The sequence below is a fragment of the Corallococcus sp. 4LFB genome, assembly GCF_046520365.1.
Classification (GTDB): domain Bacteria; phylum Myxococcota; class Myxococcia; order Myxococcales; family Myxococcaceae; genus Corallococcus; species Corallococcus caeni.
The window spans coordinates 1-8,956 of sequence record NZ_JBKGHJ010000367.1 but is presented as its reverse complement, the minus strand read 5'-3'; the positions used below and the strand labels follow the sequence as shown (position 1 = coordinate 8,956).

Sequence of the window (8,956 nt, the reverse complement as noted above, 5' to 3'; positions counted from 1 at the left end):
GGCCGCGGGCTCTACCGGCGCGTGGCCCCGGCCGCGCTCGAAGCGGAGGCGGAGGTGCTCGCGGAGCTGTCACCCGCTGAACGCTCGCTGCTGCGCTCGCTGCTGGAGCGCGTGGAGCGCGCCGCCATCCGGGCCCTCGAGCCCGCCCCCTGAGCCTTGCCGCATTGGTTACATCTGTTACTATTTCGGGCGCCATGGAAAACGTCCGCCACCTGACAGGCTTTGGGAATGAGCACGCATCGGAGGCTGTCGCCGGTGCGCTTCCAGTGGGCCAGAACACGCCCCAGCGCGTCGCCTTCGGCCTCTACGCCGAGCAGCTCTCCGGCACCGCGTTCACCGCGCCGCGCGGCGTGAACCGGCGCACGTGGATGTACCGGCTGCGGCCCAGCGCGGGCCACCCGGCGTACCGGCCCGTGGAGTCCCGCGCGCTGCGCAGCGGGCCGTTCCGGGAGGTGCCTCCGTCGCCCAACCGGCTGCGCTGGAGCCCGGCGCCCATGCCCACGGCGCCCACCACCTTCCTGGAGGGCCTCTTCACGCTGGGCGGCAACGGCTCCCCGGCGGAGGGCGCGGGCGCGGCGGTGCACCTCTACGCCGCGACGGCGTCCATGACGGACACGGCGTTCTTCAACGCGGACGGCGAGCTGCTCATCGTCCCGCAGTCCGGGACGCTGCGCATCGTCACGGAGCTGGGCGTGCTGGAGGTGCCGCCCGGCCACGTCGCCATCATCCCGCGCGGCATGCGCATGCGGGTGGAGCTGCCCGGCGGGCCCGCGCGCGGCTACGTCTGCGAGAACTACGGCGCGGCGTTCCGGCTGCCGGAGCTGGGCCCCATCGGCTCCAACGGGCTGGCGAACCCGCGCGACTTCGTGGCCCCGAGCGCGGCCTACGAGGACGTGGAGCGCCCCACGCGCGTGGTGCAGAAGTTCCAGGGGAACCTCTGGGAGACGACGCTGGACCACTCGCCCTTCAACGTCGTCGCGTGGCACGGCAACTACGTGCCGTACACGTACGACCTGGCGCGCTTCAACACCGTCAACACGGTGAGCTTCGACCACCCGGATCCATCCATCTTCACGGTGCTCACGTCGCCCAGCGACACGCCGGGAACGGCGAACTGCGACTTCGTCATCTTCCCGCCCCGGTGGATGGTGGCGGAGCACACCTTCCGGCCGCCCTGGTTCCACCGCAACGTGATGAGCGAGCTGATGGGGCTGGTGCACGGCGTCTACGACGCCAAGGCGGACGCGTTCCTGCCCGGAGGCGCGTCGCTGCACAACTGCATGAGCGCCCACGGCCCGGACCGGAAGACCTACGAGGCGGCCGTCGCCGCGGAGCTGACGCCGAAGAAGATCGACAACACGCTCGCGTTCATGTTCGAGACCCGCTGGGTCATCGCGCCCACGCGCCAGGCGATGGAGAGCCCCGCCCTCCAGGCGGACTACGACGCCTGCTGGGCGGACCTGCCCAAGGCCAAGGTGCCGTCCACGGGAGGCGGTCAGCCATGAAGCTCGCGTCGCTCGACGTGGGGCGGGACGGCCGGCTGGTCGTCGTGACGAAGGACCTCTCCCGGTACGCGGAGGCCTCCGCCATCGCGCCCACCCTCCAGGCCGCGCTGGATGACTGGGAGCGCCACGCGCCGGCCCTGCGCGCGCTGTCGGAGCGGCTGGAGCGCGGGGAGCTCCCGTCGGAGCGCTTCAACCCCACCTGGTGCGCGGCCCCCCTGCCCCGCGCCTACCAGTGGGCGGACGGCTCCGCGTACGTGAACCACGTGGAGCTGGTGCGCAAGGCGCGCGGCGCGGAGCTGCCGCCCTCCTTCTGGACGGATCCGCTGATGTACCAGGGCGGCTCCGACGGCTTCCTGGGGCCGTGCCAGCCCATCCCGCTCGCGGACGAGTCGTGGGGCTGCGACCTGGAGGGCGAGGTCGTGGTGGTGACGCGCGACGTGCCGCTGGGCGCCACGCGCGAGCAGGCCCTGGGCGCCGTCGTGCTGGTGGGGCTGGTCAACGACGTGTCGCTGCGCAACCTGATTCCGGCGGAGCTGGCGAAGGGCTTCGGCTTCTTCCAGTCCAAGCCCGCGTCGGCGTTCTCGCCGGTGTTCGTGACGCCGGACGAGCTGGGGGCCGCGTGGCGGGACGGCAAGCTGCACCGGCGCCTGGAGGTCTTCCTCGACGGCGAGCCCTTCGGCCGCGCGGACGCGGGCGTGGACATGACGTTCGACTTCGGCACGCTGGTGGCGCACGCGGCGAAGACGCGCTCGCTGTGCGCGGGAAGCATCGTGGGCTCCGGCACGGTGTCCAACCGGGGCCCGGACGGCGGCCCCGGCAAGCCCGTGCGGGACGGCGGCGCGGGCTACTCCTGCATCGCGGAGGTGCGCGTGGTGGAGACGCTCCGCGACGGCGCGCCGAAGACGCCGTTCCTCAAGCGCGGCAACCGGGTGCGCATCGAGATGCGGGACGACGCGGGCAACAGCATCTTCGGCGCCATCGACCAGGGCGTCGGAGAGTAGGCGGGGAAGGAGGGCCCCCTTTTTCCGTCAGGGCCCCTTGTTCCACGCGTCAGGCGCGCAGCAGGATCCACGCGCGCCTCCATGCTCCTGACCCTCTCGACGACCCACACGCCCGCGACGGACCTGGGCTACCTGCTGCACAAGAACCCCGACCGGCCCCAGTCCTTCGAGCTTCCCTTCGGACTGGCGCACGTCTTCTACCCGGAGGCCTCCGCGGGCCGCACCACGGCCGCGCTCCTCCTGGAGGTGGATCCGGTCGCACTGGTGCGTGGCCGGCCGTCGTCCGGCGGCCAGGGCGGCACGCTGGACCAGTACGTCAACGACCGGCCCTACGTGGCGTCGTCCTTCATGAGCGTGGCGCTGTCCCGCGTCTTCGGCACCGCCCTGTCGGGACGCAGCAAGGACCGGCCGGAGCTGGCCGCGCAACCCCTGCCCTTCTCCGCGCGCCTGTCGGTGCTGCCCTGCCGGGGCGGTGAGACCTTCCTGCGCCGCCTCTTCGAGCCGCTGGGGTACACCGTCACCGCGACCCGCCACGCGCTGGATGAGACCGTGCCCGCGTGGGGCGACAGCCGCTACTTCACCGTGACGCTGGAGGGCCACGTGCGCCTGGGCGACCTGCTCTCGCACCTGTACGTCCTCATCCCGGTGCTCGACGACGACAAGCACTACTGGGTCGGCGACAAGGAGGTGGAGAAGCTCCTGCGCCACGGCGAGGGCTGGCTCGCCGCGCACCCGGAGCGCGAACAGATTGCCCGCCGCTACCTGCGCCACCGCCACAGCCTGGCGCGCGAGGCCCTGGAGCGGCTCGCGGGCGACGAGGCCCCGGAGCCGGAGGAGCGCCAGGAGGCGCGCAACGCGGAAGAGGCCGTGCTGGAGTCGCGCCTGAGCCTCAACGAGCAGCGCCTCCAGACGGTGATGACCGTCCTCCAGGAGCACGGCGCCGCGCGCGTGGTGGACCTGGGCTGCGGCGAGGGGCGGCTGCTCAAGGCCCTCCTGAAGGACCGGCGCTTCACGGAGGTCGTCGGCATGGACGTGTCCCACCGCACGCTGGAGGTCGCCCAGGACCGGCTCGGCATCGAGAAGATGCCGGACCTGCAGCGCAAGCGCGTGAAGCTGCTGCACGGCTCGCTGTTCTACCGGGACCAGCGGCTCGCGGGCTTCGACGCCGCCACCGTCATCGAGGTCATCGAGCACCTGGACCTGCCGCGCCTCGCGGCCTTCGAGCGCGTGCTGTTCGAGCACACGCGGCCGGGCCTCATCCTCCTCACCACCCCCAACGCCGAGTACAACGTGCGCTTCACCTCCCTCCCCGCCGGCACCTTCCGCCACCGCGACCACCGCTTCGAGTGGACCCGCGCCGAGTTCGAGGCCTGGGCGGCCCGCATGTGCGAGCGCTTCGGCTACACCGTGCGCTTGCTGCCCGTGGGAGAGCACGACGCGGAGGTCGCGCGCCGACGCAGATGGCGGTGTTCGCGCGATGAACGTCCACATTCCAGAGCTGTCGCTCGTGGTGCTCATCGGGCCGTCCGGTTCGGGCAAGACGACCTTCGCGCGCCGGCACTTCAAGCCCACGGAGGTGCTCTCCTCGGACACCTACCGGGGCTTCGTGTCCGACGACGAGAACAACCAGGAGGCGACGAAGGACGCCTTCGAGACGCTGCGCTACGTCGCCGCGAAGCGGCTGGCGCGGGGCCTGCTCACCGTGGTGGACGCCACCAACGTGCAGCCGGAGTCCCGCAAGGCCTTCGTGGAGCTGGCGCGCGAGTACCACGTGCTGCCCGTGGCGCTGGTGCTGGACGTGCCGGAGCGCACCTGCATCGAGCGCAACCAGCAGCGGCCGGACCGCGCCGCCAGCTCCCGCTTCGTGCGCAACCAGGTGTCCCAGCTGCATCGCTCGATGCGCGGTCTGGAGCGCGAGGGCTTCCGCCACCTCCACGTCCTCAAGCCGGACGCCATCGACACCGTCGTGCTGGAGCGTCAGCCGCTCTGGTGCAACCTCAAGCACGAGCGCGGGCCGTTCGACATCATCGGCGACATCCACGGCTGCCGCGAGGAACTGGAGGCCCTGCTCACGAAGCTGGGCTACGCGGTGCATCCGCGCGCGGACGGCACGCCGGGCTTCGACGTGCGCCCACCGGAGGGCCGCAGGGCCGTCTTCCTGGGCGACCTGGTGGACCGCGGCCCGGACATCCCGGGCGTGCTGCGGCTGGTGATGGACATGGTGGAGGCCGGCACCGCGCTGTGCGTGCCGGGCAACCACGAGATGAAGCTGCTGCGCAAGCTGCGCGGCGGCAAGGTCAACGTGTCCCACGGCATGGCCCAGACGCTGGAGCAGCTGGAGAAGGAGCCGCCGGAGTTCCACCAGCGGGTGGCGAAGTTCATCGACGGGCTCGTGTCCCACTACGTGCTGGACGACGGGCGCCTGGTGGTGGCGCACGCGGGCATGAAGGAGAGCATGCAGGGCCGGGGCTCCGGCCGGGTGCGCGCCTTCGCCCTGTACGGGGAGACGACGGGCGAGACGGACGAGTACGGCTTTCCGGTGCGCTTCAACTGGGCGGCGGAGTACCGGGGCCGCGCGTCGGTGGTGTACGGCCACCAGCCCGTGCTGGAGGCCGAGTGGGTCAACAACACGCTGTGCGTGGACACCGGCTGCGTCTACGGCGGCCAGCTCACCGCCCTGCGCTACCCGGAGCGGGAGCTGGTGTCCGTGCCCGCCCTGCGCGCGTACTGCGAGGCGGTGAAGCCGCTGGGCGCCCCCGCCCCGTCGGGCCTGAGCGCGCAGCAGCAGGCGGATGACGTGCTGGACCTGGAGGACGTCCGGGGCAAGCGCGTCATCTCCACGCGGCTGGCCACGCACGTCACCCTGCGCGAGGAGAACACCACCGCCGCGCTGGAGGCGATGAGCCGCTTCGCCATGGACCCGCGCTGGCTCATCTACCTGCCGCCCACCATGTCCCCGTCGGAGACGAGCGACCGGCCCGGCTTCCTGGAGCATCCCCAGGAGGCGTTCGACTACTACCGCAAGGAGGGCGTGGCCCAGGTCGTCTGCGAGGAGAAGCACATGGGCTCGCGCGCCGTCGTCGTCATCGCGCGCGACGCGGAGGCCGCGCGACGGCGCTTCGGCGTCACTAGCGGTGAGACGGGCGTCTGCTACACGCGCACGGGCCGGCGCTTCTTCACCGACGAGGCCCTGGAGGCCGCGTTCCTCGCCCGCGTCCGGGCGGCGCTGGACGCGTCCGGGTTCTGGGAGGAGCTGAAGACGGACTGGGCCTGCCTGGACTGCGAGCTGATGCCCTGGTCGCTCAAGGCCCAGGAGCTGCTGCGTGACCCGTACGCCGCCGTGGGCGCGGCCTCGCGCGCGGCGCTGAAGGACGTGGTGGCGGTGCTGGGTCAGGCCACGGCGCGGGGGCTGCCGCTGGGCGAGCTGTCCACGCGCTTCACGGACAAGGCGTCCCACGTGCAGCGCTACGTGGAGGCGTACCGGCGCTACTGCTGGCCGGTGACGTCGCTGGACGACGTGCGGCTGGCGCCGTTCCACCTGCTGGCCACGGAGGGCGCGACCCACGTGGACAAGGACCATGTCTGGCACATGGAGACGCTGGCGCGCGTGTGCCGCGCGGACCCGTCCTTCCTCATGGCCACGCCCTACCGCGTCGTCGCGCTGGAGGACGCGGACGCGGTGGCCGGCGGCGTGCGGTGGTGGGAGGAGCTCACCGCGCGCGGCGGCGAGGGCATGGTGGTGAAGCCCCTGGGCTTCGCGGTGCGCGGGCGGCGGGGCGTGGTGCAGCCCGCCATCAAGTCGCGGGGCCCGGAGTACCTGCGCATCATCTACGGCCCGGAGTACACCGCGCCCGCGAACCTGGACCGGCTGCGCCAGCGAGGCCTGTCCACCAAGCGCTCGCTCGCGCTGCGTGAGTTCGCGCTGGGCGTGGAGGGACTGGAGCGCTTCACGAAGAAGGACTCGCTCCGCCGCGTGCACGAGTGCGTCTTCGGCGTGCTCGCCCTGGAGAGCGAGCCCGTGGATCCGCGGCTCTGATTCAGTAATTGAACTGGAGCTGGAGGCGCGTCACGTGCCCCTGCTCCTGTTCATACGGGTAGCGCGACGAGGTGCGGTTGGCGATGACGTAGGCGGCCGTCAGCTCCAGGGCCTTCCACACCTGCCACTCCGCGCCCAGCTCCAGCTCGCGCACGTCATAGCGCGGGGCGTTGGTCTCGAACTTCTTGCCGCCCTTGTAGAGGGTGCCGCGAACATAGGGGATGAGCGACACGCCCACCACGCCGTCCAGCTTGTACATGAGCTGCGCGTAGCCGCCCTGCAGGTTCCGGCTGTCGATGAGCAGCGACTCGTCCGGCCCCGTCCCCAGCGACGGGCCCCGCCCCACGTTGTATTCCGCCTGGAAGCCCAGGGGCTGCGGGTAGACGGTCAGGCTGACGATGGCGCGCGCATCCACCAGGTTGTTGCCGCGCGCGAGCGCATAGGCCGCGCCCTCGCGCGGGGCCGCGCTCAGGTTGAAGCGGCCGTAGTAGGCACCGGCGCCGACCTCCACGTACTGGGAGCCGAAGAGGAAGGGCCAGGTGACGCGCGCGACGCCGTGCGGGCTGTTGTTGCGCTCGGCGCGGTTGGCCGCCTGGCCGTTGAAGACCCCCAGGCCCACGACGCCGTAGTCGCCGGAGCCCTTGAGGCCGCTGTCGACGAGGAACTTGAAGCGCTCGCGGATGTGCGCGGGCGCCCAGTAGAAGAACACGCCCAGGTCGCGCTCGTCCTTCAGCGCGCTGTTGATGGCGTCGTTGCGGTCCAATGCCAGACGGTTCTGGCTGGACTGGAGGTTCTCGAAGCCGAAGGGCACCTTGGACTGGCCCACGCGGAAGCGGAACTCCTTCGCCGAGTCGACGAAGATGTCCGCGTACCAGTCCCGCATGATGGCGACGTTGTACTGGTCCCCGATGACGGAGGCGAAGTCCGGCTGCAGGTACACGGACACGTGCGGGTGCACGTCCCCGGAGATGACCAGCCGCGCGCGGCGGATGCCGAAGCCGGTGTCCTTGCCCAGGAAGCGGTCCCCCTGCTCGTTGATGAGCGAGTCGTTCACCCGGAAGCTGGGCAGCCGGTTGTAGCGGACCTGCGAGTAGCCCCGGAGGCGCAGCGTCTCGTACCAGGGCTTGTCCTTCTTCTTCTCCTCCTCCGGGGGCGGCGCGACGGCGGGAGGCACCGGCGAGGGGGCTTCCGCGGGCGGCGGAGCCTCCCCCACGGGCACAGACTCGGGCGGAGTCTCCTGGGCCAGCGCCAGGGCGGAGGAGGAGAAGAGGAGCGCGGTACCAGCCAGCAGGGCCTGAAGGACGGAGCGGTGGGACGAGGCGAGGGTCATGGGTGCGTGGGAGCCGGGCGGGGAACGGGGAGGGACCCGCCCGGTCCCGATGTGGCGCTCCCGTTACCGAAGGGAGCAGCCCTCCGCCACACACCGCCCGCCGTTGTTGCCACACCGTTACCGGTGCCTCCGTCCTGTCACAGGAACGAGCGGTTCGTGTCACACGCCTGTGACATGCCCCCGGCATCACGCCAGCATCCATCATGGGGGGCCAGGGACCCTCCTCGCGGACCGAGAACAACCTGATTTTCGGACTGCTCGCCGTAGGGCTCGGTGTCTTCGCCTACCGGACCGGCCACTCCGCCGTCGGCGTGGGCATTGGCCTCTGTGGCCTGGCGGCGCTGCTCAACGCTGTGCGCCTCCTGGGAAGAGAAGGCGCGGAGCACGAGCGTCGGCGCCAGAAACAGGCCGAACAGCTTCGCCGCGCCCGGTTGACCTGGGCGCGCGTGGAGAACGCGGCCATCGTCGGCTCGGTGCACAGCAGGGGAGTGCTCACGGCCCGCGAGCTCGCGCTGGACGTCGTCCCCCGGCACGCGGCGGGCCCCACCGCACGGGTCTCCCTGCGGGCAAAGGTCGCCATCGGGACCACCGGGCATGTCGTGCCCGGCGCCTACCTGGGCGTCCTGTCCGATCCCGAAGAGCCCTGGGCCGTCCCCCAGTGCGTGCTCTCCCTGGACGGCGCCCAGCTTCCCCTCTGAGCCGTCCTCCCGGCCGAGTCATTTCGCGGGGTTGGACCGGAATCAGCGAGGTCGAGGCAACCGGCGTCACGCTTTGGCGACAATCCCTTCGGGCGGCATTCCTCCGCTCTCCGGCAGCCGTCCGCCGGGCCCGCACCGGGTGTCCCCGTCACCCGCGAGAAGCGACATGACCTCGATTGGAAAGCCCGGTTCGCGTCCCACTCCGTCCTCCGTGAGCGCGCAGCCGGTGAAGGCGCCCGCCCCCGCGAAGCCCAACGCGGTGAAGACCGCCGTCGCCCAGCGGATGCAGGACGGCTTCGACACGGCCCCGCGCACGGGCGCCGCGTCCAAGCCGGTGCTCTCCGCGGAGATCCGCTCCCCCTCGCGCGCCGGTGAGGCGCGGCGGG

General features: G+C 71.7%; 5 protein-coding genes and 2 pseudogenes. 6 read left to right on the top strand and 1 reads right to left on the bottom strand.

Translation table 11 applies throughout. The annotated features are described in order from the left end of the window. The first annotated feature begins 194 nt into the window (after positions 1–194). The 4 genes and pseudogenes from hmgA to ACLEQD_RS30495 all read left to right on the top strand — a co-directional run bounded on the left by hmgA (position 195) and on the right by ACLEQD_RS30495 (position 6,542). A complete protein-coding gene (gene hmgA, locus ACLEQD_RS30510) occupies positions 195–1,505 on the top strand; it encodes a homogentisate 1,2-dioxygenase (RefSeq protein ID WP_410388928.1) in 1,311 nt (436 codons plus the stop codon). Next, entirely contained in the window at positions 1,502–2,506 is a 1,005-nt protein-coding gene (locus tag ACLEQD_RS30505) for a fumarylacetoacetate hydrolase family protein (RefSeq protein ID WP_410388926.1), read from the top strand. The genes hmgA and ACLEQD_RS30505 overlap by 4 nt, the downstream gene beginning before the upstream one ends. Before the next feature lie 81 nt (positions 2,507–2,587). Further along, a pseudogene (locus tag ACLEQD_RS30500) lies at positions 2,588–3,892 on the top strand (3' terminal RNA ribose 2'-O-methyltransferase Hen1); the annotation flags it as partial. Between the two features lie 91 nt (positions 3,893–3,983). Continuing rightward, a complete protein-coding gene (locus ACLEQD_RS30495) occupies positions 3,984–6,542 on the top strand; it encodes a polynucleotide kinase-phosphatase (RefSeq protein ID WP_410388924.1) in 2,559 nt (852 codons plus the stop codon). 1 nt (position 6,543) lies between these two features. Here ACLEQD_RS30495 and ACLEQD_RS30490 read toward each other — a convergent pair whose 3' ends face one another. After that, positions 6,544–7,872, bottom strand: a complete 1,329-nt coding sequence (locus ACLEQD_RS30490; RefSeq protein ID WP_410388922.1) for a porin — start codon at positions 7,870–7,872, stop codon at positions 6,544–6,546. A gap of 203 nt (positions 7,873–8,075) precedes the next feature. Between ACLEQD_RS30490 and ACLEQD_RS30485 the strand changes: the two genes are divergently transcribed. Together ACLEQD_RS30485 and ACLEQD_RS30480 are read left to right on the top strand one after the other, a co-directional pair. Next, complete coding sequence (locus ACLEQD_RS30485) at positions 8,076–8,570, top strand: hypothetical protein (protein WP_410388920.1); 495 nt, start codon at positions 8,076–8,078, stop codon at positions 8,568–8,570. Between the two features lie 166 nt (positions 8,571–8,736). Next, positions 8,737–8,956 (top strand): annotated as a pseudogene (locus ACLEQD_RS30480) (alkaline phosphatase); the annotation flags it as partial.

Coding starts and splice junctions, on each gene's coding strand:
- hmgA (WP_410388928.1), top strand. CDS start 195: ATGGAAAACGTCCGCCACCTGACAGGCTTTGGGAATGAGCACGCATCG.
- ACLEQD_RS30505 (WP_410388926.1), top strand. CDS start 1,502: ATGAAGCTCGCGTCGCTCGACGTGGGGCGGGACGGCCGGCTGGTCGTC.
- ACLEQD_RS30495 (WP_410388924.1), top strand. CDS start 3,984: ATGAACGTCCACATTCCAGAGCTGTCGCTCGTGGTGCTCATCGGGCCG.
- ACLEQD_RS30490 (WP_410388922.1), bottom strand. CDS start 7,872: ATGACCCTCGCCTCGTCCCACCGCTCCGTCCTTCAGGCCCTGCTGGCT.
- ACLEQD_RS30485 (WP_410388920.1), top strand. CDS start 8,076: ATGGGGGGCCAGGGACCCTCCTCGCGGACCGAGAACAACCTGATTTTC.